Source organism: Herbaspirillum rubrisubalbicans (genome assembly GCF_003719195.1).
In the GTDB taxonomy this organism is placed as follows: domain Bacteria; phylum Pseudomonadota; class Gammaproteobacteria; order Burkholderiales; family Burkholderiaceae_D; genus Herbaspirillum; species Herbaspirillum rubrisubalbicans.
In genome coordinates this window covers 437,359-460,631 of sequence record NZ_CP024996.1, presented here as the reverse complement: position 1 = coordinate 460,631, position 23,273 = coordinate 437,359, and the positions used below count along the sequence as shown (strand labels likewise).

General features: G+C 62.8%; 25 protein-coding genes and 1 riboswitch. Of the genes, 9 read left to right on the top strand and 16 right to left on the bottom strand.

Annotation, left to right across the window (positions count from 1 at the left end; all coding sequences use genetic code 11):
- The first annotated feature begins 66 nt into the window (after nucleotides 1-66).
- From aroQ to RC54_RS02085, 3 genes are all read left to right on the top strand, one after another.
- A complete protein-coding gene (gene aroQ / locus RC54_RS02095; RefSeq protein ID WP_061790284.1) occupies nucleotides 67-651 on the top strand; it encodes a gamma subclass chorismate mutase AroQ in 585 nt (194 codons plus the stop codon).
- Nucleotides 652-817: 166 nt separating this feature from the next.
- The gene (locus tag RC54_RS02090) at nucleotides 818-2,050 is read left to right on the top strand and encodes an MFS transporter (RefSeq protein ID WP_058894075.1); all 1,233 of its coding nucleotides are present in this window, start codon (nucleotides 818-820) and stop codon (nucleotides 2,048-2,050) included.
- 229 nt (nucleotides 2,051-2,279) lie between these two features.
- Nucleotides 2,280-2,774: a Dps family protein gene (locus RC54_RS02085; protein WP_013232475.1), complete on the top strand. Its 495-nt coding sequence runs from the start codon at nucleotides 2,280-2,282 to the stop codon at nucleotides 2,772-2,774.
- Nucleotides 2,775-2,859: 85 nt separating this feature from the next.
- On the opposite strand, the gene thiE is transcribed toward RC54_RS02085, so the two are convergent.
- The 5 genes from thiE to thiC form a co-directional block, all read right to left on the bottom strand.
- A complete protein-coding gene (gene thiE, locus RC54_RS02080; RefSeq protein WP_061790283.1) occupies nucleotides 2,860-3,492 on the bottom strand; it encodes a thiamine phosphate synthase in 633 nt (210 codons plus the stop codon).
- The gene (thiD, locus tag RC54_RS02075; protein ID WP_058894073.1) at nucleotides 3,489-4,343 is read right to left on the bottom strand and encodes a bifunctional hydroxymethylpyrimidine kinase/phosphomethylpyrimidine kinase; all 855 of its coding nucleotides are present in this window, start codon (nucleotides 4,341-4,343) and stop codon (nucleotides 3,489-3,491) included. The genes thiE and thiD overlap by 4 nt, the downstream gene beginning before the upstream one ends.
- A 2-nt stretch (nucleotides 4,344-4,345) precedes the next feature.
- Complete coding sequence (locus RC54_RS02070) at nucleotides 4,346-5,155, bottom strand: thiazole synthase (RefSeq protein ID WP_061790282.1); 810 nt, start codon at nucleotides 5,153-5,155, stop codon at nucleotides 4,346-4,348.
- Between the two features lie 80 nt (nucleotides 5,156-5,235).
- On the bottom strand, nucleotides 5,236-5,436 hold the full coding sequence (gene thiS / locus RC54_RS02065) for a sulfur carrier protein ThiS (RefSeq protein WP_044531158.1): 201 nt from the start codon (nucleotides 5,434-5,436) through the stop codon (nucleotides 5,236-5,238).
- Between the two features lie 12 nt (nucleotides 5,437-5,448).
- Nucleotides 5,449-7,362 carry a phosphomethylpyrimidine synthase ThiC gene (gene thiC, locus RC54_RS02060; protein ID WP_061790281.1) on the bottom strand — a complete coding sequence of 638 codons (1,914 nt, stop codon included), beginning with the start codon at nucleotides 7,360-7,362 and terminating at the stop codon, nucleotides 5,449-5,451.
- Between the two features lie 97 nt (nucleotides 7,363-7,459).
- Nucleotides 7,460-7,570, bottom strand: a riboswitch (TPP riboswitch).
- 243 nt (nucleotides 7,571-7,813) lie between these two features.
- Here thiC and RC54_RS02055 point away from each other — a divergent pair.
- Nucleotides 7,814-10,633 (top strand): valine--tRNA ligase, encoded by a 2,820-nt coding sequence (locus RC54_RS02055; RefSeq protein WP_061790280.1) that lies wholly within the window; start codon nucleotides 7,814-7,816, stop codon nucleotides 10,631-10,633.
- Nucleotides 10,634-10,789: 156 nt separating this feature from the next.
- Entirely contained in the window at nucleotides 10,790-11,254 is a 465-nt protein-coding gene (locus RC54_RS02050; protein ID WP_058894069.1) for a DUF2147 domain-containing protein, read from the top strand.
- Nucleotides 11,255-11,261: 7 nt separating this feature from the next.
- On the opposite strand, the gene RC54_RS02045 is transcribed toward RC54_RS02050, so the two are convergent.
- The 4 genes from RC54_RS02045 to ruvA form a co-directional block, all read right to left on the bottom strand.
- Nucleotides 11,262-11,717 (bottom strand): YaiI/YqxD family protein, encoded by a 456-nt coding sequence (locus RC54_RS02045; protein WP_061790279.1) that lies wholly within the window; start codon nucleotides 11,715-11,717, stop codon nucleotides 11,262-11,264.
- Between the two features lie 20 nt (nucleotides 11,718-11,737).
- Nucleotides 11,738-12,580 carry a 2-keto-4-pentenoate hydratase gene (locus RC54_RS02040; RefSeq protein ID WP_058894067.1) on the bottom strand — a complete coding sequence of 281 codons (843 nt, stop codon included), beginning with the start codon at nucleotides 12,578-12,580 and terminating at the stop codon, nucleotides 11,738-11,740.
- 202 nt (nucleotides 12,581-12,782) lie between these two features.
- On the bottom strand, nucleotides 12,783-13,838 hold the full coding sequence (gene ruvB, locus RC54_RS02035) for a Holliday junction branch migration DNA helicase RuvB (protein ID WP_058894066.1): 1,056 nt from the start codon (nucleotides 13,836-13,838) through the stop codon (nucleotides 12,783-12,785).
- 24 nt (nucleotides 13,839-13,862) lie between these two features.
- Nucleotides 13,863-14,441: a Holliday junction branch migration protein RuvA gene (ruvA, locus tag RC54_RS02030; protein WP_061790278.1), complete on the bottom strand. Its 579-nt coding sequence runs from the start codon at nucleotides 14,439-14,441 to the stop codon at nucleotides 13,863-13,865.
- Nucleotides 14,442-14,576: 135 nt separating this feature from the next.
- Between ruvA and RC54_RS02025 the strand changes: the two genes are divergently transcribed.
- Entirely contained in the window at nucleotides 14,577-15,515 is a 939-nt protein-coding gene (locus RC54_RS02025) for a DUF808 domain-containing protein (RefSeq protein WP_058894064.1), read from the top strand.
- Here RC54_RS02025 and ruvC read toward each other — a convergent pair.
- Genes ruvC through RC54_RS25950 form a run of 4 tightly spaced genes read right to left on the bottom strand, consistent with a single transcriptional unit; the run spans nucleotide 15,512 to nucleotide 17,870 of the window.
- Nucleotides 15,512-16,054: a crossover junction endodeoxyribonuclease RuvC gene (ruvC, locus tag RC54_RS02020; protein ID WP_058894063.1), complete on the bottom strand. Its 543-nt coding sequence runs from the start codon at nucleotides 16,052-16,054 to the stop codon at nucleotides 15,512-15,514. The two genes, RC54_RS02025 and ruvC, sit on opposite strands and share 4 nt — an antisense overlap.
- A gap of 10 nt (nucleotides 16,055-16,064) precedes the next feature.
- Entirely contained in the window at nucleotides 16,065-16,463 is a 399-nt protein-coding gene (locus tag RC54_RS02015) for a thiol-disulfide oxidoreductase DCC family protein (protein ID WP_373281456.1), read from the bottom strand.
- Entirely contained in the window at nucleotides 16,456-17,766 is a 1,311-nt protein-coding gene (locus tag RC54_RS02010) for an FAD-binding domain-containing protein (RefSeq protein WP_061790276.1), read from the bottom strand. The genes RC54_RS02015 and RC54_RS02010 overlap by 8 nt, the downstream gene beginning before the upstream one ends.
- A gap of 11 nt (nucleotides 17,767-17,777) precedes the next feature.
- Entirely contained in the window at nucleotides 17,778-17,870 is a 93-nt protein-coding gene (locus tag RC54_RS25950; protein ID WP_373281457.1) for a DUF2256 domain-containing protein, read from the bottom strand.
- A gap of 179 nt (nucleotides 17,871-18,049) precedes the next feature.
- Between RC54_RS25950 and RC54_RS02000 the strand changes: the two genes are divergently transcribed.
- The 3 genes from RC54_RS02000 to RC54_RS01990 all read left to right on the top strand — a co-directional run bounded on the left by RC54_RS02000 (nucleotide 18,050) and on the right by RC54_RS01990 (nucleotide 20,022).
- Entirely contained in the window at nucleotides 18,050-19,072 is a 1,023-nt protein-coding gene (locus RC54_RS02000) for a MerR family transcriptional regulator (RefSeq protein WP_082803177.1), read from the top strand.
- Nucleotides 19,073-19,225: 153 nt separating this feature from the next.
- Nucleotides 19,226-19,660: an STM2901 family protein gene (locus RC54_RS01995; protein WP_017452016.1), complete on the top strand. Its 435-nt coding sequence runs from the start codon at nucleotides 19,226-19,228 to the stop codon at nucleotides 19,658-19,660.
- Nucleotides 19,657-20,022 (top strand): DUF1493 family protein, encoded by a 366-nt coding sequence (locus RC54_RS01990; protein WP_017452015.1) that lies wholly within the window; start codon nucleotides 19,657-19,659, stop codon nucleotides 20,020-20,022. Before RC54_RS01995 ends, RC54_RS01990 begins: the two co-directional genes overlap by 4 nt.
- Before the next feature lie 137 nt (nucleotides 20,023-20,159).
- Here RC54_RS01990 and purH read toward each other — a convergent pair whose 3' ends face one another.
- The 3 genes from purH to dusB all read right to left on the bottom strand — a co-directional run bounded on the left by purH (nucleotide 20,160) and on the right by dusB (nucleotide 23,242).
- On the bottom strand, nucleotides 20,160-21,731 hold the full coding sequence (gene purH, locus RC54_RS01985) for a bifunctional phosphoribosylaminoimidazolecarboxamide formyltransferase/IMP cyclohydrolase (protein ID WP_061790274.1): 1,572 nt from the start codon (nucleotides 21,729-21,731) through the stop codon (nucleotides 20,160-20,162).
- A gap of 81 nt (nucleotides 21,732-21,812) precedes the next feature.
- A complete protein-coding gene (locus RC54_RS01980) occupies nucleotides 21,813-22,046 on the bottom strand; it encodes a Fis family transcriptional regulator (protein WP_008117471.1) in 234 nt (77 codons plus the stop codon).
- Between the two features lie 167 nt (nucleotides 22,047-22,213).
- Nucleotides 22,214-23,242, bottom strand: a complete 1,029-nt coding sequence (dusB, locus tag RC54_RS01975) for a tRNA dihydrouridine synthase DusB (protein WP_061790273.1) — start codon at nucleotides 23,240-23,242, stop codon at nucleotides 22,214-22,216.
- Nucleotides 23,243-23,273 lie beyond the last annotated feature (31 nt).

The window sequence follows — 23,273 nt, the reverse complement described above, 5'->3', positions numbered from 1 at the left end:
CGCGCGCCCCCACCGGGCAGGCTCGCCCGGCGCTATACTGCCGCTCAGTCGATTTATTCCACTCCCATGAGCCTGCTCCCCATGCGTCGTCTCCCCTTCTTGCTTACCCGTACCGTTGCCCTGATCGCTGCCCTGTTGCTGGCAGCCTGCGCCACCACGCCGCCCCCGGCCTCGCGTGCCGATGTCGAACAATTGCTGATGCTGCAGAAGACACGCCTGGACGTGGCCGCACCCGTGGCACGCAGCAAGTGGAATTCGCACGCCCCCATCGATGATCCGGCACGCGAAGCGGTGATCCTGGACGATGTTGCCCTGCGCGCGCAGAAGCTGGGGCTGGATGCGGCCTGGACGCGGCGCTTCTTCCAGGACCAGTTCGAGGCCGGCAAGATCGTGCAGCGCGACCTGCACCGCCAATGGCGCCTGGAGCAACGGCCGCCCTTTGCCAATCCGCCCGACCTGGCCTTGCAGGTGCGCCCGATACTGGACCGCATGACGCCCGACCTGCTGGCGGTGCTGGTACGCCTGAACGGCCACTGGTGTGAACCCGGTGTGCAGCGCGACCTGGCTGAGCTGGAACCGGAAATCCTGGGTGCCGACTACGCACCTGAGGTGCGTGAACGGGCTACCGCAGCCTTGCGCTGCCCGCGCTGAATGCGTCTTTTCAGAAACATAACGTCGCACAAAAACGACTAAGTTGCTGAATTAACAGACAAAAAACATTTGCTGTCCTGCAGCATTTTTGTGGCGGGGGTAAAATTCGGATTGCTGTTCACGCGCACATCCGCGCACGCAGTCTCTTCATTCCGACTCCCCCGCCATGTCCGACGATTCCTGTAGTCCCCGTTCCGCTCCCACGCCGGCGCCAGCCCGCGCTTTGCCGCCGGCCAAGGTCACGCGCCAGATCATCGCTACGGCCTTCTTCACTTTCCTGGTGTACCTGGCCATCGGCATCCCGCTGGCAGTGCTGCCGGGTTACATCCATCTGGACCTGGGCTATAGCTCGGTGATGGCGGGCCTGGGCATCAGCGTGCAATATTTCGCCACCTTCGTCAGCCGTGCCAATGCCGGTCGCATGATCGACACCGTGGGCGCCAAGCAGACCGTCATGCGCGGCATGTTGCTGTGTGCGGCCAGCGGCGCCTTGCTGCTGTGCTCGGCACTGGCCCAGCCGCTGCCCTTCCTGTCACTGGTGCTGCTGCTGGTCAGCCGCGCCTTCCTGGGCCTGGGCGAGAGCCTGGTGGGCACGGGCGCCATCATGTGGGGCGTGGGCCGGGTGGGGTCGGAAAACACGGCCAAGATGATTTCCTGGAACGGCATTGCCACCTATTCGGCGCTGGCCATCGGCGCCCCGCTGGGTGTGGTGCTGGACCGCTCGCTAGGTTTTGGCATGATCGGCCTGGCCGGCATGTTGCTCACCGCCTTGGGCTATGTGCTGGCGCGTGGCGGCCCGGTCACGCCGGTGGTGCAGGGCGAGCAACTGTCCTTCAAGCTGGTGCTGCGCAAGGTATTCGCCTATGGCATGGGACTGGCCTTCGGCACCATCGGCTTTGGCTCCATTGCCACCTTCATTACCCTGTATTACGCCGACCTCCACTGGAGTGGCGCGGCCTTTGCGCTGACCGCCTTCTCCAGCGCCTTCGTCGGCGCGCGCCTGCTGTTTGCCAATGCCATCAACCGCTTCGGCGGTTATCGGGTGGCAGTGGTGAGCTTCATCACCGAAGCGATCGGCCTGCTCCTGCTGTGGAGCGCCACCACGCCGGAACTGGCACTGCTGGGTGCGGCCCTGGCCGGCTTCGGCTTTGCGCTGGTGTTCCCGTCGCTGGGAGTGGAAGCGGTCAATCTGGTCACGCCCGCCAATCGCGGTGCGGCGCTGGCGGCCTACTCGGTGTTCCTTGATCTGGCGCTGGGCGTCACCGGTCCGCTGGCCGGTGCCATTGCGGGTCAGTTGGGGTATGCGCAGGTGTTCCTGTTCGCGGCCATTGCGGCCATCGGTGGGGTGGCCTTGTCGCTGTCCTTGTACCGCAGCGCGCAGCAGCGCGACAAGTCTTGATGCGTTGATCTTGCTGATGATGGCTGGGGTCGATAGGTTTTTATCTATCGGCCCTATTGATTTATAGGCCTGCATTTATCTGGAAAATCGATTGAAATAGGGAACGTCAACCCCACTCTCTTATCAATACTTGCGTAGTCGCAGTTTGTCGTTTGGCGATTTGCAATAGAATCGCGGAGTTGTGTTGTATGACCCGCTTACGAAAAACCGAACAGCTAAGGAGCGAAAGATGGCAAAGAAAAACGTGGCAGCCCCCTCAATCAACATCGGCATCAACGACAAGGACCGCAAGAAGATTGCCGACGGCCTGTCCAAGCTGCTGGCCGATACCTATACCCTGTACCTGAAGACCCACAACTTCCACTGGAACGTGACCGGTCCCATGTTCAACACCCTGCACCTGATGTTCGAAGGTCAGTACAACGAACTGGCGCTGGCGGTGGACCTGATCGCCGAACGCATCCGCGCGCTGGGCTATCCGGCTCCGGGTTCGTACAAGGAATTCGCCAAGCTGTCCTCGATCCCGGAGGCCGATGGCGTGCCCAATGCCCAGGAAATGATCGCGCAACTGGTGGCCGGTCAGGAAGCCGTAACCCGCACCGCGCGTTCGATCTTCCCCACCGTGGACGCCGCTGCCGATGAACCGACTGCCGACCTGCTGACCCAGCGTATGCAACTGCATGAAAAGAATGCGTGGATGCTGCGCAGCTTGCTGGAAGGCTGATCTACCTGGCCAATGAAAAAATGCCGTTCACTCGAACGGCATTTTTTTTGGACGAAGCGTTCGGACTGCGTCCGGGCATCAGCCATCAACGATAGAGATCGGCCAGTTGCCGCGTCTTGCGCTCCTCCACCGGCACCAGATAGACACTGCTGATGACGGCCACCATGTCGGCCCCCTGCGCCACCAGCGGCGGTGCGTTCTCCAGCGTGATGCCGCCGATCACCACCACTGGCAAGGCAATCTCGCGCTTGGATTGCGCAATAATTTCCGGCGCGGTGCGGAAATCATATTTTTTAACGCGCGACGGATAGAAGCCGCCGAATGCGACATAACTGGCGCCATCGCGATACGCCGCATGGGCCAGTTCCAGTGTGCCGTAGCAGGAGGCGCCGACGATGCGCTCCGGCCCGACCGCCTCGCGTACTTGAGCGATGGACGCGTCGGTGCCACCGACATGGATGCCATCGGCACCGATCTCCAGGCACAGGTCCACGTGATCATTGATGATCAGCGGTACCTCGTACTGGCGGCACAGCGCCAGCAGCGCCGAGGCTTGCGCCAGCCGCTGCGGTGCGGCAGCGGTCTTGTGACGGTACTGCACCAGTGCAGCACCATTCTGCATGGCCAGCTCGGTGGCCGCCAGCAATTGGGCAGTGTCGTCCCAGTCGGGGGTGACGATGTAGAGGCCACGCAGATGGCTTGCATACTCGGGTTTCATGTCAGGTTCCTCACTACAGGTTCGAACGCGGGGACGCGATTGGGGATGCGCTGTCCAGGCGCGATGGCATAGGCGCTGGACAAAGCGTGCTGGGTGTAGCGCTGGGCTAGGTCCAGCGCTTGCTGCATCGGCAGGCCACGCGCCAGACACGCTGAGAGTGCCGCCGCCAATGTACAGCCGCTGCCGTGGAATTCATCGGGCAGACGGGTCCAGCGCCAGCTATGGCTTGCGCTGATCGGATGTGGCACAGCGGCAGCGGGAGCCGGTCCATACCAGCGATTGACCACATCCTCTTCCTGCGCGCCATGGCCGCCTTTGAGCAAGACATGGGCGCAGCCGCGCTGCATCAGTAGCGCCGCCTGGCGCGCCGCATCGACCTCGCCACACAGGCGCCGGGCCTCGTTCAGGTTGGGTGTGATCACCGTGGCCAACGCATAGAGTGGTTCGATGATGCGCGCAGCATCGTCACGCGAGAGCTGGTCACCTTTACCATTGGCCAGCACCGGGTCGAGCACCACCGGCAATTGCGCATTGCGCTGGCGCAATTGCCGGATCAGCGTGGCGATCATCTGCGCATTCTCAACACTGCCGGCGATGCCCAGCTTGACGGCGGCAATCTCGAAGCGGTCGATCAAGACCTGGGCTTGGTGGCGCACCAGTTCAGGATCGAGGGCATGAACGGCGAAGACGCTGACGTTGTCCTGCACCGTCAATGCCGTGGGCACCGACAGGGGATGGCATCCCAAGGCCGTAATGGCCGGGATGTCGGCCTGCATCCCGGCGCCGCCGCTGGGGTCGGAGCCGGAGAAGACCAATACGCAGGGTGGTGTGGCGCGATAGGCGGCGCTCATGATCAAGCCACGCGACCAGCCATCGGCGAGGACGGCGAGGCGGCGAACTTGCGCGCGATGCGACCCGCCAGGAAGGCTTCGCGGCCCGCTTCCACGGCCAGCTTCATGGCACGCGCCATGCGGATGGGATCGCGTGCACCGGCAATGGCGGTGTTCATCAGCACGCCGTCACAGCCCAGCTCCATGGCGATGGCCGCATCCGAGGCCGTGCCCACGCCAGCATCGACCAGCACCGGCACGCGCGCCTGGTCGATGATCAGCGAAAGATTCCAGGGATTCAAAATACCCATGCCCGAGCCGATCAGCGAGGCCAGCGGCATGACGGCGGCCACGCCCAGGTCTTCCAACATGCGCGCCTGGATCGGGTCGTCGCTGCAATAGACCATCACGTCGAAGCCATCCTTGACCAGGATGTCGGCGGCTTTCAGGGTTTCGGGCATGTTGGGGAACAGGGTCTTTTCATCGCCCAGCACTTCCAGTTTTACCAGCTTGTGGCCCCCCAGCAGTTCACGCGCCAGTTGCAGGGTGTAGACCGCATCGGCGGCGTTGTAGCAACCGGCGGTGTTGGGCAGGATGGTGAATTCGGAAGGTGGTACCGCATCCAGCAGGCTGGGCGCGTTGGGGTCCTGGCCGATGTTGACGCGGCGGATCGCCACCGTGATGATCTCGGCGCCGCTGGCGACAGTCGCCGCGCGGGTTTCGTCGAGATCCTTGTACTTGCCGCTACCGACCAGCAGGCGCGAGCGATAGGTCTTGCCGGCGATAGTCAAGCCCTGGTCCTCGCGGGTCAGATGAGCGTCGTTCATGTTCATGTTGATTCCTTGTCTGTGAGGGATGCGTGCCATGGGATGCGGCGCCTGGCTGCACCAGCGCGCCGCAGCGGAAGAAAACTTCATCCACCCCCGATGGCGCGCACCACGTCTACCTTGTCAGCCTCAGCCAGCGCGCGCAACGACCATTGCGCGCTGGGCACCACCTGGCGATTGACGGCCACCGCCACAGCCTTGCCGGCCAGTGACAGGCCGGCAATGAGCTGGTCCAGCGTGGCGCCATCAGGCAGCGGGTGTGGCTTGCCGTTCAGTTCGATCTGCATGGCTGGCCACGCTTACTGCTTGGCATAGATCTCGGCGCCCATCTTGACGAACTCCACCGACTTGACCTGCATCCCCTGCTTCAATGCATCGATCTCGGAGATGCCTTCCTTGGCGGCGTAGTCGCGCACTTCCTGGGTGATCTTCATGGAGCAGAAGTGCGGGCCGCACATGGAACAGAAGTGCGCCACCTTGGCCGAATCCTTGGGCAGGGTTTCGTCGTGGAATTCGCGCGCCTTGTCCGGGTCCAGGCCGATGTTGAACTGGTCTTCCCAGCGGAATTCGAAGCGCGCCTTGGACAAGGCGTTGTCGCGGATCTGCGCGCCCGGATGGCCCTTGGCCAGGTCGGCGGCGTGGGCGGCGATCTTGTAGGTGATGATGCCGTCCTTCACATCGGTCTTGTTGGGCAGGCCCAGGTGTTCCTTGGGGGTGACGTAGCACAGCATGGCCGTGCCATACCAGCCGATCTGGGCGGCACCGATGCCGGAGGTGATGTGATCGTAGCCGGGGGCGATGTCAGTGGTCAGAGGACCGAGGGTGTAGAACGGCGCTTCGTGGCACTGCTCCAGTTGCAGGTCCATGTTTTCCTTGATGAGATGCATGGGCACGTGGCCGGGGCCTTCGATCATCACTTGCACATCGTGCTTCCAGGCGATCTGGGTCAATTCGCCCAGGGTGCGCAGCTCGCCCAGCTGGGCTTCGTCGTTGGCGTCGTAGATGGAACCGGGACGCAGGCCATCGCCCAGGCTGAAGCTGACGTCATAGGCCTTCATGATCTCGCAGATCTCTTCGAAGTGTTCGTAGAGGAAGGATTCGCGGTGATGCGCCAGGCACCACTTGGCCATGATGGAGCCGCCGCGCGAGACGATGCCGGTCATGCGCTTGGCCGTCAGCGGGACGTATTGCAGACGCACGCCGGCGTGGATGGTGAAGTAGTCCACGCCCTGCTCGGCTTGCTCGATCAAGGTATCGCGGAAGATTTCCCAGGTCAGATCCTCTGCCTTGCCGTTGACCTTTTCCAGGGCCTGGTAGATCGGCACGGTGCCGATGGGCACCGGCGAATTGCGGATGATCCATTCACGGGTTTCGTGGATGTTCTTGCCGGTGGACAGATCCATGACGTTGTCGCCGCCCCAGCGGATGGCCCAGGTCATCTTTTCGACTTCTTCGCCAATGGAAGAGGTCACGGCCGAGTTGCCGATGTTGGCGTTGATCTTGACCAGGAAATTGCGGCCGATGATCATCGGTTCGACTTCCGGGTGGTTGATGTTGGCGGGGATGATGGCGCGGCCGCGTGCCACTTCGTCACGCACGAATTCCGGCGTGATCTCGGCGGGAATGGAGGCGCCGAAGGACTGGCCGGGATGCTGGCGGCCCATCAGGTCAGCCAGCTTGTTGCCCATGGGGCCGGAGGCCTTGAGTTGCTCCAGATACTCCTTGCGGCGCAGGTTTTCGCGGATGGCGATGAATTCCATCTCGGGGGTGATGATACCGCGGCGGGCATAGTGCATCTGGGTGACGTTGGCCCCAGCCTTGGCGCGGCGCGGCTTGCGGTGCAGGTTGAAGCGCAGCTCGGCCAGGGCCGGATCGTTCAAGCGCTGCTGGCCGTATTCGGAGGTGGGGCCGGCCAGTTCTTCCGTATCGTTGCGTTCCAGAATCCACGGCAGGCGCGGGGTAGCGAGACCGGCGCGGATGTCGATCTTCACGTCCGGGTCGGTGTAGGGGCCGGAGGTGTCGTAGACGGTGATGGGGGGGTTCTTTTCGGAACCGAACATGGCGGGCGTGTCAGCCTGGCTGATTTCGCGCATGGGTACGCGGATGTCCGGGCGCGAGCCGGTCACATAGATCTTGCGGGAATTCGGGAGAGGCTGGATGGCTGCCTCATCGACGGTGGCCGTCGCGGACAGGAATTTCGGGTTGGCATTCATTTCGGCTCCTTTGCTTGATGACTCATGGCTCGGAGCCAGCAAAGGAGGTTGCGGAAGAGGACGGACGGCGTGGAGGTGATACAGGGCCGTGGGTGCGTCAAACTGCCGGTTGCTTCCCTTCGCTGGCATTATCCAGATCAGGTTCAAGGGTATTTCTCACCCGACTACCCAAGCATGAGCTCAGGCGCCAGGACCCCTAGCGGTGCGACGCGGGCCACTTGCGCGGTCTTTGTCGTGGGCCGGATTCTACTCCAATTGGCGTGAGGAACAAGGCTTCATTTCGGATGGACTCGGTGTGCAGCGCAGCAACCGAACCGGGTAACATGCCTTGGAGCAATGTATTTGCGGGCTGCCCAAGACCGGCTTTGAGTGCGTCAATTTCGCGCCTGAGGCGAGATTTGCCTTGTCCGTCCCTTATAATGTTGGGTTTCGCAAAAACACACGTCAAATCATGGAATTAGCCAAGTCGTTCGAGCCCGCCGAGATTGAGAAATTCTGGCGCGAGGAGTGGGAAAAGCGCGGTTACTTCGCCGCCACCACCGACGCGGAGAAGCCCTCGTTTTCCATCCAGTTGCCGCCGCCCAATGTGACCGGCACGCTGCACATGGGGCACGCGTTCAACCAGACCATCATGGATGGCCTGACGCGCTACCACCGTATGCGGGGCTACAACACCGCGTGGATTCCCGGCACCGACCATGCCGGCATCGCCACCCAGATCGTGGTGGAACGCCAGTTGGATGCACAAAAGATCTCGCGCCACGACCTGGGCCGTGAAAAATTCGTCGAAAAGGTGTGGGAGTGGAAAGAGAAATCCGGCTCCACCATCACCGGCCAGATGCGCCGCATGGGCGCCTCCACCGACTGGGCCCGGGAATACTTCACGATGGACACTAAGATGTCCAAGGCCGTCACCGAAGTCTTCGTGCGCCTTTACGAGCAGGGCCTGATCTACCGTGGCAAGCGCCTGGTGAACTGGGACCCGGTGCTGGGCACCGCCGTCTCCGACCTGGAAGTGGTGTCGGAAGAAGAAGACGGCTCCATGTGGCACATCAAGTACCCGCTGGCCGACGGCAGCGGCCATATCGTGGTGGCCACCACCCGTCCAGAAACCATGCTGGGCGACGTCGCCGTGGCGGTGGACCCGACCGATGAGCGCTACGCCGCGCTGGTGGGCAAGATGATCAAGCTGCCGCTGGTGGGCCGCGAGATCCCCATCATCCAGGATGAATACGTCGACAAGGAATTCGGCACCGGTTGCGTGAAGATCACCCCGGCGCACGACTTCAACGACTATCAGGTCGGCGCACGCCACAACCTGGAAATGATCAGCGTCTTCACCTTGAAGGCCACCATCAACGAGAACGCGCCCGAGAAATACCAGGGCCTGGACCGCTTCGAGGCGCGCAAGCAGATCGTGGCCGATCTGGACGCGCTGGGCCTGTTGGAACAGGTCAAGCCGCACAAGCTGATGGTGCCGCGTGGCGACCGTACCGGCGTGGTGATCGAGCCGATGCTGACCGACCAATGGTTCGTGGCCATGAGCAAGCCGGCACCGGAAGGGACCTTCTTCCCCGGCAAGTCGATTGCCGAAACCGCGCTGGAAAAGGTGTCCTCGGGCGAGATCAAGTTCGTGCCCGAGAACTGGACCAACACCTACAACCAGTGGCTCAACAACATTCAGGACTGGTGTATCTCGCGCCAACTGTGGTGGGGCCATCAGATCCCGGCCTGGTACGACGAAGACGGCGGCATCTACGTCGCCCGCACCGAAGAAGAAGCGAAGAAGCAAGCCGGCGGCAAGGCCGTCAAGCGCGACGAAGACGTACTCGACACCTGGTTCTCCTCGGCACTGGTGCCTTTCTCCACCCTGGGCTGGCCGGAAGAAACGCCGGACTACAAGCTGTTCCTGCCCTCCTCGGTGCTGGTGACGGGCTTCGACATCATCTTCTTCTGGGTGGCGCGCATGGTCATGATGACCACGCACTTCACCGGCAAGGTGCCGTTTGACACCGTCTACGTCCACGGGCTGGTACGCGATGCCTCGGGCCAGAAGATGTCCAAGTCCAAAGGCAACACGCTGGATCCGATCGACCTGATCGATGGTATCGGCGTGGATGAACTGGTGGCCAAGCGTACCGTAGGCCTGATGAATCCCAAGCAAGCGGCCAGCATCGAGAAGGCCACCCGCAAGGAATTCGCCGATGGCATTCCGGCCTTCGGCACCGATGCGCTGCGCTTCACCTTCGCCTCGCTGGCGACCCTGGGCCGCAACATCAACTTCGACCTGAACCGCTGCGAAGGCTATCGCAACTTCTGCAATAAGCTGTGGAACGCCACCCGCTTCGTGCTGATGAATACCGAAGGCCAGGACTGCGGGTTCGATGGCCACGTCAAGGGTGTCTGCGACAAGGAGAAGCTGCAATTCTCCAAAGCCGACCGCTGGATCGTGTCGCTCTTGCAGCGAACCGAGGCCGAAGTGGAAAAGGGCTTTGCCGACTACCGCTTCGACAATATCGCTACCGCCATCTACAAGTTCGTCTGGGACGAGTACTGCGACTGGTATCTGGAAATGGCCAAGGCCCAGATCCAGAACGGCAACGAAGCGCAACAGCGCGCCACCCGCCGCACCCTCTTGCGCGTACTGGAAAGCGTGCTGCGCCTGGCCCATCCGGTGCTGCCCTTCATCACCGAACAACTGTGGCAGAGCGTGGCCCCGCTGACCGATCGCAAGCCCGATCCGGCAGGCGACTCCATCATGCGCCAGGCCTATCCGCGCCCGGACCTGGAAAAGGTCGATGCCGAAGCCGAAGCCTGGGTCGCCCAGTTCAAGGCCTACACCGACGCCTGCCGCAACCTGCGCGGCGAGATGCAACTGGCGCCGTCGCTGCGGGTGCCGCTGATCGTGGAAGCCACCAATGCGGCTGACGCAGCAGCGGTGGAATCCTTCCTGCCCTACCTGCAAGGTCTGGTGCGCCTGTCGGAAACCACGGTGGTGGCGCAACTGCCAGAGTCGCCGGCGCCGGTGGCCATCGTCGGCGAGGTCAAGCTGATGCTGAAGGTGGAAATCGACGTGGCTGCCGAGCGTGAACGCCTGGGCAAGGAAGTCACCCGTCTCACCGCCGAGATCGCCAAGGCCAATGGTAAGCTGTCCAACGAAAGCTTCGTGGCGCGCGCGCCCGAGGCGGTGGTGGCGCAGGAGAAGGAACGCGTCGCCAACTTCAGCGCTACGCTGGAAAAGGTAAAGGAACAATTGGCCAAGCTGAAGTAAGCCGGCCTGTTTCTTCATCAAGCCGTCGTCCCTCGCGGGGCGGCGGCTTTTGTTTTTTGTGCTTGCCTTGCACGGCGGGCTTGTCTAGACTGGATCGAATAAATTAGAACAATCGTGCTTTTTTATAGCATTCGACTTGATAACCAGGAGACAACCATGCCCCGTATTTCCTCCCCTTCCCGTCTGCTCACGCTGTCGCTGCTGGCGGCCAGCCTCATGACCAGCGCTGCTGCCTGGGCCGATGGCTCCCCGGTCGGCCTGTGGAAAAGCATTGACGACGCCACCGGCAAACCCAAGGCCCTGATCCGCATTACCGAAAACAATGGCGAACTGAGCGGCAAGATCGAAAAACTCTTCCGTGCGCCGGACGAAGACCAGAATCCGCTCTGCCAGAAATGCGAGGGCGAGTTGAAGGACCAGCCGGTGATCGGCATGACCATCCTGTCGGGTCTGAAGAAGGATGGAGACGAATACAACGGCGGGCAAATCATCGATCCGGCCAATGGCAAGGTCTACAAGAGCAAGCTTTCGGTCATCGACGATGGCCAGAAACTGAACGTGCGCGGCTACATCGGGATGCCCATGCTGGGCCGCACCCAGACCTGGCTGCGCGAACAGTAAGGCGCGTTCAGGGGGTGCGCGAGGCCTTCAGGACGTAGCGGTCCAGCTCGCGTGCGAAGGCGCGGCCATCGCTAGTGCTGAAGGCGGCCGGGCCGCCGGTCTCGACACCGCTGCTGCGCAACTCTTCCATGAAATTGCGGGTACTCAGGTGATGGCCGATGTTCTGGATCGTATAGAGTTCGCCGCGCGGATTGAGCGCTACCGCGCCCCTGGCCACCACGTCGGCGGCCAGCGGGATGTCGGCCGTGACGACCAGGTCGCCTGACGCGACCTGGCGCGCGATCTCACGATCAGCCACGTCGAAACCCGCCGGCACCACCATGGACTTGATGTAGCGTGAAGGCGGCGTGCGCAGTGGCCGGTTGGCCACCAGCGTGACCACGATGGCGGTGCGCTCGGCCACCCGAAAGAGCATGTCCTTGATGACGCCAGGACAGGCGTCGGCATCCACCCAGATGGCCACGGACTGGCTGCGCCCCAGGCTCAGACGAAGGACACCGTCAGGCCCGGCAAGGTCAGGCCGGAGAAGGCCGTGGTCCAGGTCTGGCCGGCTTCGATGGGACAGGCGTCGGTCCAGGTGCCGGTGGTGATGATCTCGCCCGCCTGCAATTGGCGGAAGCGGGATTGCTTTTGCAACAACTGGTGCAGGTGCCACAGCGCGTGCAGGGGGCTGTCCATTTCATCGTTGCAGAAGCCGGCAGCGCGCAGCACGCTGGAAGATTCGGTATTGCAGGACAGCGAGACGCTGGCGCTGGCCAGGATCTGCGGCAGGTGATGCCGGCTGGCCGAGGACAGTACGTGCGGCTCGCCCACGATCAGGGTGCCATGCAAACCGAAAGCGGCAATCGAGTCGGCTACCGTGAATTCCCACTTGGGGAAGGGGCAGACCACGATTTCAAAGCCGTGCGCCATCCACTCCAGGCAATCGGCCAGTTCATCCAGCGATGCGTCGGGCGCCGGGCTCTTGCCGAGTTTGAAGACGATTTCCGGTTCGATGCGCGGTTGCACGGCACCGGTCAGGGATTGCGCGCCGTGATTGTCTTCGGCAAAACGTACCGTGGTGTCGTACATCGGCGCCCAGGTCGGGATGCGGGGATCGTCGATGATGCCGTAACGCTTCCAGTTCTTGCGCACCACAAAGCCGATCTTGCGACCGATGGGCTGCTCGCCCTGGGCCACGCGGATATTGCGGATGTTGTGGGCGATTTCGTAGGCATCTTCCACCGACAGCGGCTCGGACTCGGAAATGCGCGGGATGATCTGGGACTGGGCGCGCGCATCCAGCAACTGATGCGCGTATCGAAGGGCCTGGCTCGACATTAGCATGGGGGGCTCACATCGAAAGATAGTGAATAGCTATCCATTGTCGATGACGATTAATTTTTGCACAAGCAAAAACTCGCTTTTATACGATATCTGACAAAAATTTCATCTGATTTTGCTGCTGCGCGTCATGGTGTTTTTCATTCACTGAAAATATTGCAAACATGAACAGAACAGCCGGGCTTGCCCGTGTAGATGGCCTCGTTCAGTTACCCCACAGCTCGCCATTGGGACCGGTGCGCGGTGCGGTCACGCCGAAGTGCTGGTAGGCCGCGCCAGTGGCGATACGCCCGCGCGGGGTGCGCTGCAGGTAGCCTTGCTGGATCAGGTAGGGCTCCAGCACGTCTTCGATGGTGTCGCGTTCTTCACCGATGGCCGCAGCCAGGTTGTCCAGCCCGACCGGGCCGCCGCCGAACTTGAAGAGCACCGCTTCGAGCAGCTTGCGGTCCATCAGATCGAAGCCAACCGGGTCCACATCCAACATCACCAGCGCGGCATCGGCCATCTCGCGGGTGATGCGGCCCTCGCCCTTGACCTCCGCATAGTCGCGCACGCGGCGCAACAGGCGGTTGGCAATACGCGGGGTGCCGCGGCTGCGACGGGCGATCTCCAGCGCGCCCTCCTCGACGATGGGGGCGTTCAAGAGACCGGCGCTACGGGTGACGATGCGCGCCAGCTCAGGCGGGGTGTAGAACTCCAGGCGGGCGACGATGCCGAAGCGGTCGCGCAGGGGATTGGTCAACATGCCGGCACGGGTGGTGGCGCCCACCAGCGTGAAGGGTTGCAGGTCCAGGCGCACCGAGCGGGCGGCCGGGCCTTCGCCGATCATGATGTCGATCTGATAATCTTCCAGCGCCGGGTAGAGGATTTCCTCCACCACCGGCGACATGCGGTGGATCTCGTCAATGAAGAGCACGTCATTGGCTTCGAGATTGGTGAGCAAGGCCGCCAGGTCGCCGGCGCGCTCCAGCACGGGGCCTGAGGTCTGGCGCAGGTTCACCCCCATTTCGCGGGCGATGATGTGGGCCATGGTGGTCTTGCCCAGGCCGGGCGGACCGAACAGCAGGGTGTGGTCGAGCGGTTCGCCGCGCTTGCGGGCGGCCGAGATGAAGATTTCCAGCTGCGCGCGCACCTTTTCCTGGCCGACATATTCATCGAGCTGCTTGGGCCGCAGGGCGCGCTCGATGGCTTCCTCGTTGGCCGAGGCCGGAGTGGCGGAGATGATGCGCTGTTCGGAGAAATCGTCGGTCTGGATGCTCATGCTGTGGTCCTTGTCTGCCCCGCCTTAGGCCTTGGAGAGCGCCTTGAGGGCCAGCTTGATGCCGTCCGAGACGCTGGCCTCCTTGGGTACCTGCTTCATGGCCAGACTCGCTTCCTTGTCCGAATAGCCCAGCGCCAGCAGGGCGTTGAGGATGTCGGCCGTGGCATCGCTGTGGACCACGCCGGGGGCCACGCCCAGATCCGCACCCAGCTTGCCCTTCAATTCCAGCAGCAGGCGTTCGGCGGTCTTCTTGCCGATGCCGGGCACGCGGGTCAGGCGACCGGCTTCCTGCAGGCTCACGGCCTGCGCCAGGTCCGACACCGACATGCCCGACAGGATGGACAGTGCGGTACGCGCACCGACCCCGGAAATCTTGATCAGCTCCTTGAACGTATTGCGTTCTTCAGCAGTCCCAAACCCGAACAGGATGTGCGCATCCTCGCGGATGGCCAGGTGTGTCAGCAACGTGACCTTCTCGCCCACGGCCGGCAGGTTGTAGTAGGTGCTCATGGGCACGGCCACTTCGTAGCCGACGCCCTGGCAATCCACCAGCAGATTGGGAGGGAGTTTTTCTAGAAGAATTCCGGAGAGGCGACCGATCATGGCGTCAAGGATGTGCCTGGAAGGCAGCTTCTGTGATAATCCCGCGATGATACAGCACTGTTCGGATAAACAGTATCGACCCTCACCTGCTCATCACACACTTATCACCCGCTTAGACCAAGACAAAGGAAAAACATGGCCGGCAGCGCCCTTTTCGCATTGATTGATGACATCGCCACCGTTCTGGACGACGTTTCCCTGATGACCAAGGTGGCCGCCAAGAAGACCGCTGGCGTATTGGGCGACGACCTGGCCCTGAACGCCCAGCAGGTCGCAGGCGTGCGCGCCGAGCGTGAATTGCCGGTGGTGTGGGCGGTAGCCAAGGGTTCACTGAAGAACAAGGCGATCCTGGTGCCGGCAGCGCTGGCCATCAGCGCCTTCATCCCCTGGGCGGTGACGCCGCTGTTGATGCTGGGTGGCGCCTTTCTCTGCTTTGAAGGCTTCGAGAAACTGGCCCACAAGTATCTTCCGCATGAAGAAGAACATCATGAAGTCGCCGCCACGGCGCCGGAAGACATCGACCCGGTGCACTACGAGCAGGACAAGATCAAGGATGCCGTGCGCACCGATTTCATCCTCTCGGCCGAGATCATCGCCATCACCCTGGGCACCGTGGCCGGGGCGCCCTTGCAGCAGCAGATCACGGTACTGGTGGGCATTGCGCTGATCATGACGGCGGGCGTCTATGGCCTGGTGGCGGGCATCGTCAAGCTCGATGATGGCGGCCTGTACCTGGTGCAGCACGCCGGCACCAGCCCCTGGGGGCGGGTCAAGGCCGGCATCGGGCGCGCCATCCTGGCCGCAGCGCCAGGGATGATGCGCAGTCTCTCGGTGATTGGCACCATCGCCATGTTCATGGTGGGCGGCGGCATCTTGACGCACGGCTTGCCGCTAGCGCATCACGCCATCGAACATGCCGCCGTGGTGGTGGGCGATCTGGCGGTGATCGGGCCGGTACTGGGCGCCATCACGCCGACCGTCTTGAATGCCATCTTTGGCGTGCTGGCCGGGGGCGTAGTACTGGCGGGGGTGACGCTGGTGCAGCGCGTGCTGGCCCGGTTCAAGAAAAACTAGCCGACCAGGCGCCCGCCGCGCATCCGTATACCCTTGCGCGCCAGCGCCGGGGCCAACGTGCCGAGGTCGGACAAGACCCCGCCGCCGTGCGCATGACAGATCGCCACACCCAGCGCATCGGCCGCGTCGGTGCCGGGCAGGCCCGGCAGCTTCAGCAGCCGAGCCACCATTTCCTGCACCTGGGCCTTCTGCGCCCGTCCATGGCCGGCCACGGCTTGCTTGACCTGCAAGGCGGTGTATTCGGCCACCGCCAGGTCAGCCGCCACCAGCGCGCAGATCGCCGCGCCGCGAGCCTGCCCCAGCAGCAGCGTCGATTGCGGGTTGACGTTGACGAACACCTTTTCGATGGCGGCGCAGTCAGGCGCATAGGTGCGCACCACTTCGCCAACACTGGAGAGGATCACCTTCAGACGTGAAGGCAGATCGCCATCCGGGCTCTTGATAGTGCCCGAGGCGATATAAGACAGCGTGTTGCCCTGCTTGTGGATGACCCCGAAACCGGTGGTACGCAAGCCAGGGTCGATACCGAGGATTTTCATGCCCGCCAGTCTAACCGATCAGGCGCACTACCAGGCGCTGCACGGTCGGGCGAATGCGCAGGAAGCCCCGGTAGCCACGCTCCATCAGCCACAACATGCCCGGCAGGCGCGCCAGCCGGGCCAGCCAGCGCCATCCCGGCAACGTCGCCCAAAGCTTCACAAAGGCTTCGGCTCCACTGAAGACAACGCCATCGTCGCGCCGCACATGAAAGCGCGCCAGCAGGTCTGCGCGATCCAGACCGTCCAGCAGTTCCGGCGGTGCGCCAGCGGCCTGGCTGATATCGCAGAAACGCAGCGGGGCATCTTCGGCGATGCGCTGGTAGAGACCGATTTCACGGCGACACAAGGGACAGCCGCCGTCATAGAGCACGGTCAGCTCGCCCTTGCAGGCGCTGTCAGGCTTATCCATCGCACCGCTCCCGCCCATTCTGACGCGCCAGCAATTGGGCTGCCGTCTGCAGACCCTGGGTGCTGCGCCGCCACCATTGGGTGAACAGGTCACAGGGCTTGTCCACCGGCGGGAACAATGCGGGTGGATTGACGCATTGCGCCCACAACGGCAACCACGGCGCAAGATGGGGATCGACCTGGCAGCGCACGCTGCGCGCGGCTTTCAAGGCGCGCCCGACGCTGGCGGCATCGCCATGCCAGCACAAGGCGGTCATTTCCTTCATACGGGCGCCGACGAAGGCCCAGCGCCGCGGCGCCCAGGGCCACAGCAGGTGGAAATCCGACAGATAGAGGCCCAGCACCAGGGTATCGGCCGGCAGATCAGCGGGCAACTCGCCCAGGCTCCAGGGATGGACCAGCCAGACATCGCGCCCGGCCACGGCTGGGGCCGCCGGTGCCACGCTGCACAAATGTTCAGGTGGTGCTGACAGCAGGGCTGGCTCCTGGCAGCGCTGGCGCGCCCGCTGGGCGGGTTCGGCGGCCACCGGGTCGGGATGGAGCGCTATTGCGCCTAAAGCTTCATAGGAGGTATCCACCACCGTGCCAGGGCTATGCCACTCGACCGGAGCGTATCTGGCCACGTTCTCGGCATTGAAGAGATAGGGCTTGTGGCTGCCGGTGCCGGCCACCCATTGCCAGCTCAGGTGGTTGCTGGCCAGGTCGCCGTCCAGCAGGTGACCGACCAGCCAGTCCGCGCCGGCACGCCAATGCACCTTGCGCAGGTGAACCACGTAGCTGGCCAGCCACATGCGGGCATGGTTGTGCAGCGTGCCGGTCTGATACAGGGTGCGCACGGCCTGGTCGATCACCGGCAGGCCGGTGGCCCCGGCGCGGATGTCGGCCGGCAGTTCTCGGGCATAGGCCGCGTCGGGCAAGGGGCCGCCATGCAGCGAGTCGAAGATGCGCGCCCCGCGACGCGCCCAGACGTAGCGGTAGAAGGCGCGCCAACCCAGTTCATAGACGAACTTGTGCTGCACCTCCAGCGCATGACGACTGCATACCCCGGCCAGCACCTCGCGCAGGCTGACCATGCCATGCGTGAGATAGGGCGACAGCCCGGTGACGGCGCCATCGAGGCTATTGCGGGTACGTGCATAGGCGCCTGGACGCACGGCGGCGATGCGCTCGCGGGCGGCAGCCAGGGTGGGCAGCAAGGACAGCACGGCCAGGGGCGCCGGTGTCACGGGAGAGGTGAGCGGCGCAGTCGCATCGTCCGGGTCAGGCGTATCCAGCAACAGGTCGAATTGGTGTTTGCGGTACATGGTGCGACTCCTCAAAGGCCAACCGAGGCGCGCTGGCGGCGACAGGCCTGGGAACAGTACTTGACCTGCTCCCAGTTCTTCGCCCAACAGCGTCGCCAGGTCATGGACAATCCGCACACGGCGCAGGGCTTGCTGGGCAAGTGCGCCTTGTTGCCGCGGTGTCCGGTGGCTTGGCTCCTGGGTTTCATGACATCGAATTGTAGCGAACAAATCTGCCATACTTGATTCATGACGCCGATTTATCACCTATACTCTGCGTCAAACCTGATTCAACGGAGCCTCCATGCGCCCATCCGAGCCCACGTCTTCCACCCCCTCCCCGCTGGACAAACCCGCCAGCCCAGCCTTGCGCCGCACGGGCGCGGTCGCACGCATGTTGCGAATGCCGGTCGCCACGCTGCGCGTGTGGGAGCGCCGCTATGCGCTCACCCAGGGCCAGCTCTCGCCCAGCGGCCAGCGCCTGTACTCGGAAGCCGACGTACGACGCCTGGCGCTGATCCGCCAGTTGACCGAACTGGGTCATGCCATCGGTAGCCTGGCCGGGCTGGACATGGAGCAGTTGCACCAGGTCGCGGCCACCCATGCCGAACTGCACGCGGCGCGCCCCGCCGCCCCGCAGGCGGCGCCAGGCCAGTGGCGGCTGGCCGTGATCGGCGCCAGCCTGGCGCAGCGCCTGGACAAGCCGGGGCTGGTGCAGCGCCTGGGGCGTCCCCTGCAATTGCTCGGCCCGTTCGACAGCATCGAGCAGGCCGCCATGGCCTTGAAACGAGAAGAAGTCGATGCGTTGCTGCTGCACGAACCGCAATTGCACGCCGGCTGGCTGGGCGCGCTGGAGAGTTCGGCACCGGCCTTGAGCGGCCTGCCGATGGCGGTGTTGTACGGATTTGCCAGCGAGGCCGTGTGCGAGACGCTGGCCGCGGTGGGCATCAGCCTGTTGCGCGCGCCGCAACCGGATGTGGTGATCCTGCAATGGCTGCGCGGACTGGCGGCCTTGTCCTCACCCGCACGCGAGCTCGACACCCTGCCGCCGAGTGCAGCGGCCAAGCGCCGCTGGAGCGACCACGAGCTCATCGCCTTCGCCAACCAGTCCACCACGGTGGCTTGCGAATGCCCGCGCCACGTGGCCGAGCTGCTGATGCAGTTGTCGCAGTTCGAACGCTACAGCGCCCAGTGCGCCAATCGCAATCTGGCCGATGCGCAATTGCATCAGTACCTGCGGCAAATGACCTCAGAATCACGCCAGCGTTTTGAAGCCGCCATGACGCGCATTGCGCTGCATGAAGGATTCATCACCGAGGACAACTGAAGCCGGCTTGACGTCCTAACGATTTCCTCCATGGCATCACCACAATACAGCACCAAAGTGTAGTTCTTCTTTCCGAACCTCGGCAATTCAGAGCTGTCTGAACGGCTTCTTACAGCCCCACTGTTTCTTGACTCATCCGAGATAGGAAAAATAATGACGAACAAGTATCGCTATGGAATTCATGAAAACCTCTCCCCAAATGAATTACTGTTCTACATTTTTGTCGACGAGACCTGCAAAGAACTTGGTGTAGACGATATTGGCGCGGCAGCTGCCATTCTCGCTGGTGAAAACATTATCCCCACACGCGCTAAGCCCAGGGGAGCGACGAAGGGTACGTCAGTTGCATCCATATTGTCTCGAAGATACCTGAACTACGATCTGAAGAAACGCATCTTGCCAACGGTGACACGAGAAAGTATCAAGCGCCTCCAAATCCTCATGACCAGAAACATCGGTGCTTTTGTGGGACGAGCTGTCCCGGTTGTTGGATGGGTCTTCATGGCTTACAACGTTGCATCGATCAGCGTTCGAGCTGTGGCGAACTACAACCGCCGCGTCAAACCTGACGATAGAGTTCTGTCATGAACAATCTGACATGGGACACCTTTGAAGCCTGGGTCCGACAGCGACATGGCACCAGCGACAAAATGCGCTTGGCGAGGACCACCACGCTGACCGGAGACATGCACCTCACCGGCGATGAAGCCGTTGACTTCATCGATCGCTACTTCGCGGCGTTTTCCATCGACCCTGGGGACTATCGTTTCGACCGATATTTCCTCGGCGAGGGATTCAACCTCATCGAGGTGATCCACATGGTTTTGTCCAAGAAGAAACGGGCCAAGTATGAGCGGACGCCGCTGACCTTGGGGATGCTCTACCAGGCGGCATTGGATGGGAAATGGAATTGTGCTCGGCTCGAAGCACTTGGAACAGATCCAGAGTAGGACACATCGCCGGATGGCGGCCAATCGGGATAAGGACCACCGGCAGGTCCATGCGCAGACTTGCTGCTGCAAGGGTGCCCACCACGAAAAACGCCCGACATGAAGCCCGGCGTTTTCGTTGCAGCAAACGCTGTCGATCAGTGACGGAAGTGACGGGTACCCGTCAGCAGCATGACGACATCGCGCTCATTGGCAGCATCGACGACTTCCTGGTCGCGCATCGAACCACCCGGATGGATGACGCAGGTCGCACCGGCATCGACCACCACATCCAGGCCATCACGGAACGGGAAGAAGGCGTCCGAGGCCACGGCCGAACCGGCCAGGGTCAGGCCGGCGTTCTGGGCCTTGATGGAAGCGATGCGGGCCGAATCGATACGGCTCATCTGGCCGGCGCCCACGCCCAGAGTCATGCCATTGCCGCAGAAGACGATGGCATTGGACTTGACGAACTTGGCCACACGCCAGGCGAACATCAGGTCCTGCAATTGCTGTTGAGTCGGCTGCTTCTTGCTGACCACCTTCACGTCGGCCAGCAGCACGTTCTTGGCATCCGGCGACTGCACCAGCAGGCCGCCACCGACGCGCTTGAAGTCATAGCCATTGAGGCCCTTGCCCAACGGGATTTCCAGCAGGCGCACATTCTGCTTGGCCGCAAAGATCTGCTTGGCTTCTGCACTGAAGGACGGGGCGATCAGCACTTCCAGGAATTGCTTGGCCACGGCTTCAGCAGCGGCTGCGTCCACTTCGCGGTTGAAGGCGATGATGCCGCCGAAGGCTGAGGTCGGGTCGGTCTGCAAGGCCTTGCTGTAGGCTTCCAGCGGGTTGGCGCCGATGGCCACGCCGCAGGGATTGGCGTGCTTGATGATGACGCAGGCGGCCTCAAGCGCGGGGTCGAAACTCTTGACGCACTCCCAGGCGGCATCGGCATCGGCGATGTTGTTGAAGGACAGTTCCTTGCCTTGCAGCTGGGTGTAGTTGGCCAGGGCGCCATCGACCTTCTTGATGTCGCGGTAGAAGGCGGCGCTCTGGTGCGGGTTTTCGCCGTAGCGCATGTCCTGGACCTTCTCGAAGTGAAGATTCAGGGTCTCAGGGTAGGCGCTGCGGGTGCTGTGTTGCTTGTCTTCACCCAGCGAGGTGAAGTAATTGGTGATGGCGCCATCGTACTGCGCGGTGTGGGCGAAGACCTTCTTGGCCAGCGCGAAACGCTTTTCATAAGGCAGGTCGCCGCCGGACTTCAGGTCGGCCAGCACGCCTTCGTAGTCGGTCGGATCGCAGATGACGATCACGTCCTTGTGGTTCTTAGCCGAGGAACGCAGCATGGCCGGGCCGCCGATGTCGATGTTCTCGATCGCGTCTTCCAGCGAGCATTCGTCCTTGGCCACGGTCTGCTGGAACGGGTAGAGGTTGACCACCACCATGTCGATGGTGGGGATGCCGTGCTGTTCCAGGGCGGCGACGTGCTCGGGGAAATCGCGACGCGCCAGGATGCCGCCATGCACCTTGGGATGCAGCGTCTTCACGCGGCCATCCAGCATTTCCGGGAAGCCGGTGTAGTCGGCCACTTCGGTGACCGGCACGCCGTTGTCGGCCAGCAGCTTGGCGGTGCCGCCAGTGGACAGGATGTTGACGCCCATGGCGGACAGCGCGCGCGCGAAGTCGAGCACGCCTGCCTTGTCGGATACGGAAATGAGTGCTTGTTTGATCATGGTAGGCAAGACTGGTAAGGAAAAGGAAATCTGGGAAACCGTGGAAGAAAGCTGCGACGCCACCACCGGAGTGGCCGTGGGCTACAGCAGGCCGTGCTGCTGCAGCTTCTTGCGCAGCGTGTTGCGATTGATGCCGAGGATTTCGGCGGCCTGGGACTGGTTGCCCTCGGCGCGCGCCATCACGGTCTCGAAGACCGGTTTTTCGACGGTGGACAAGACCATGTCATAGACATTGGTCGGAAGCTGCTCACCCAGATCCCGGAAATATTTTTCCAGGCTCTTCTTGACGACATCCTCAATACTTTCTTTGCTCATTGCTCTGCTGCTTCTGTTCTTGTCGGCTCGCCACACACGGCCCGATGCGCCATTTTCCCCTTGCGCGATGTTGCGTGGTGATGCCGTCTTGTTGATCAATTGCGCGCCAGCGCATCCGCTACCCTGTCCTGCCGTGCCGACGATGGGGCCGGTGCATGGCCCACTCACTACGCGGCCAGCGGGACCTCTTGCATCTCCTGGGCCAGTTCGTATTGCAGGCGTTCGCCATGGGCGGCCTGGTCGGCGAAGAATTGCCGCACTGCCTGCAACTGCTGGCCGCAGTCTTCGATGCGGTTCATGCTGCGACGGAACTGCTCGCCGCCCGGCAGGTCGCGCACATACCAACCGATATGCTTGCGCGCCGTGCGCACGCCCAGGTACTCGCCATAGAACGCGTAGTGGGCCTGCAGGTGCTCGGCCATCAGGTGCTCCACTTCGCTCACCAGCGGCGCCGGCAGAAAGTCGCCGGTGCGCAGGAAGTGATCGATCTCGCGAAAGATCCAGGGCCGCCCCTGGGCGGCACGGCCGACCATGACGGCATCGGCCCCGGTGATGCGCAAGACTTCACGCGCCTTCTCGGGGGTGGTGATGTCGCCGTTGGCCACCACCGGAATCTTCACTGCCGCCTTGACCGCGGCGATGGTCTCGTATTCCGCTTCACCGCTATAGCCGTCGGCGCGAGTGCGGCCATGCAGGGTCAGCATGGCGATGCCGGCGGCCTCGGCGCGGGCGGCGATCTTGAGAGCGTTTTTGTTGGCGCGGTTCCAGCCGGTACGGAATTTCAGCGTCACCGGCACGTCCACCGCCGACACCACCGCATCGAGGATGCGCGCCACCAGTTCCTCGTCCTGCAACAGGGCCGAACCGCACCAGCTATTGCAGACCTTCTTGACCGGGCAGCCCATGTTGATGTCGATGATCTGCGCGCCGCGCTCGACGTTGTACTTCGCGCAATCGGCCAGCATAGCCGGATCGGCACCGGCGATCTGCACCGCCTTGGGTTCCATCTCGCCATCATGGTTGATGCGGCGCGAAGTCTTCTCGCTGTGCCACAGCCGCGGATCGGAGGCCGCCATTTCGGACACGGCATACCCTGCCCCCAGTTGCTTGCACAACTGGCGGAACGGACGGTCGGTCACACCCGCCATGGGGGCGACGAACACGTTGTTGCGCAGGGAATAGGGCCCAATGTTCACGACGTGGATCAGGGGGAGGTTCGGGGAAGGG

Bases quoted from the DNA above. Each gene is read 5' to 3' on its own strand.
- aroQ (WP_061790284.1), top strand. From the start codon at position 67: ATGAGCCTGCTCCCCATGCGTCGTCTCCCCTTCTTGCTTACCCGTACC.
- RC54_RS02090 (WP_058894075.1), top strand. From the start codon at position 818: ATGTCCGACGATTCCTGTAGTCCCCGTTCCGCTCCCACGCCGGCGCCA.
- RC54_RS02085 (WP_013232475.1), top strand. From the start codon at position 2,280: ATGGCAAAGAAAAACGTGGCAGCCCCCTCAATCAACATCGGCATCAAC.
- thiE (WP_061790283.1), bottom strand. From the start codon at position 3,492: ATGAAACCCGAGTATGCAAGCCATCTGCGTGGCCTCTACATCGTCACC.
- thiD (WP_058894073.1), bottom strand. From the start codon at position 4,343: ATGAGCGCCGCCTATCGCGCCACACCACCCTGCGTATTGGTCTTCTCC.
- RC54_RS02070 (WP_061790282.1), bottom strand. From the start codon at position 5,155: ATGAACATGAACGACGCTCATCTGACCCGCGAGGACCAGGGCTTGACT.
- thiS (WP_044531158.1), bottom strand. From the start codon at position 5,436: ATGCAGATCGAACTGAACGGCAAGCCACACCCGCTGCCTGATGGCGCC.
- thiC (WP_061790281.1), bottom strand. From the start codon at position 7,362: ATGAATGCCAACCCGAAATTCCTGTCCGCGACGGCCACCGTCGATGAG.
- RC54_RS02055 (WP_061790280.1), top strand. From the start codon at position 7,814: ATGGAATTAGCCAAGTCGTTCGAGCCCGCCGAGATTGAGAAATTCTGG.
- RC54_RS02050 (WP_058894069.1), top strand. From the start codon at position 10,790: ATGCCCCGTATTTCCTCCCCTTCCCGTCTGCTCACGCTGTCGCTGCTG.
- RC54_RS02040 (WP_058894067.1), bottom strand. From the start codon at position 12,580: ATGCTAATGTCGAGCCAGGCCCTTCGATACGCGCATCAGTTGCTGGAT.
- ruvB (WP_058894066.1), bottom strand. From the start codon at position 13,838: ATGAGCATCCAGACCGACGATTTCTCCGAACAGCGCATCATCTCCGCC.
- ruvA (WP_061790278.1), bottom strand. From the start codon at position 14,441: ATGATCGGTCGCCTCTCCGGAATTCTTCTAGAAAAACTCCCTCCCAAT.
- RC54_RS02025 (WP_058894064.1), top strand. From the start codon at position 14,577: ATGGCCGGCAGCGCCCTTTTCGCATTGATTGATGACATCGCCACCGTT.
- ruvC (WP_058894063.1), bottom strand. From the start codon at position 16,054: ATGAAAATCCTCGGTATCGACCCTGGCTTGCGTACCACCGGTTTCGGG.
- RC54_RS02015 (WP_373281456.1), bottom strand. From the start codon at position 16,463: ATGGATAAGCCTGACAGCGCCTGCAAGGGCGAGCTGACCGTGCTCTAT.
- RC54_RS02010 (WP_061790276.1), bottom strand. From the start codon at position 17,766: ATGTACCGCAAACACCAATTCGACCTGTTGCTGGATACGCCTGACCCG.
- RC54_RS25950 (WP_373281457.1), bottom strand. From the start codon at position 17,870: ATGACCTGGCGACGCTGTTGGGCGAAGAACTGGGAGCAGGTCAAGTAC.
- RC54_RS02000 (WP_082803177.1), top strand. From the start codon at position 18,050: ATGCGCCCATCCGAGCCCACGTCTTCCACCCCCTCCCCGCTGGACAAA.
- RC54_RS01995 (WP_017452016.1), top strand. From the start codon at position 19,226: ATGACGAACAAGTATCGCTATGGAATTCATGAAAACCTCTCCCCAAAT.
- RC54_RS01990 (WP_017452015.1), top strand. From the start codon at position 19,657: ATGAACAATCTGACATGGGACACCTTTGAAGCCTGGGTCCGACAGCGA.
- purH (WP_061790274.1), bottom strand. From the start codon at position 21,731: ATGATCAAACAAGCACTCATTTCCGTATCCGACAAGGCAGGCGTGCTC.
- RC54_RS01980 (WP_008117471.1), bottom strand. From the start codon at position 22,046: ATGAGCAAAGAAAGTATTGAGGATGTCGTCAAGAAGAGCCTGGAAAAA.